General features: G+C 58.5%; 2 protein-coding genes. Both read right to left on the bottom strand.

Going from position 1 to position 726, the window contains the following annotated elements; genetic code table 11:
- A partial coding sequence (locus tag F3J37_RS27855) for a biotin carboxylase N-terminal domain-containing protein (protein WP_304623248.1) occupies nucleotides 1-392 on the bottom strand: 392 nt, incomplete at its 3' end.
- Nucleotides 393-403: 11 nt separating this feature from the next.
- On the bottom strand, nucleotides 404-726 hold a 323-nt coding region (gene accB, locus F3J37_RS27850), incomplete at its 5' end, for an acetyl-CoA carboxylase biotin carboxyl carrier protein (protein ID WP_166936856.1).

Below are 726 nucleotides of genomic sequence, written 5' to 3'. Positions count from 1 at the left end.
ACGGTCGGCACACCGGTTTTCTTCATCGCGGTGATCGCAGACACTTTGTCGCCCATCAGGCGGATGGTGTCAGCTTTCGGGCCGATGAAGATAAAACCAGAGCGCTCAACCTGCTCGGCGAAATCGGCATTTTCAGAGAGGAAGCCGTAGCCCGGGTGGATCGCCACGGCGCCGGTGATTTCGGCGGCGGAGATCAGTGCAGGGATGTTCAGGTAACTTTTGACCGACTGTGCCGGGCCGATGCAGACGGTTTCGTCCGCCAGCAGCACGTGCTTCAGGTCGCGGTCAGCGGTTGAGTGAACCGCAACGGTCTTGATGCCTAATTCTTTACACGCGCGGAGAATACGCAGAGCGATCTCACCGCGGTTAGCAATGACAATTTTATCCAGCATGCTTCGCCTCGTTATTCGATGACGACGAGCGGCTCGTCAAATTCAACCGGCTGGCCGCTTTCCACCAGGATCGCCTTCACAACGCCGGATTTATCGGCTTCGATCTGGTTCATCATTTTCATCGCTTCAACGATGCACAGGGTATCGCCCGCGTTGACTTTCTGGCCCACTTCCACGAAGGCTTTCGCATCCGGGCTTGGGGTACGGTAGAAAGTGCCGACCATCGGAGAACGCACGATGTGGCCGGTGATTTCCGGCTTAGCGGCTTCAGCCGGCGCAGCGGCTGCAGGTGCAACGGCGGTCGCCAGTGCAGGCTGCTGCATCACTGGCGCAG

The sequence above is a fragment of the Candidatus Pantoea communis genome (genome assembly GCF_011752685.1).
GTDB classification, from domain to species: domain Bacteria; phylum Pseudomonadota; class Gammaproteobacteria; order Enterobacterales; family Enterobacteriaceae; genus Pantoea; species Pantoea communis.
Note: the sequence above shows the minus strand (reverse complement) of the source record. Positions and strands in the feature narration are given on the sequence as shown.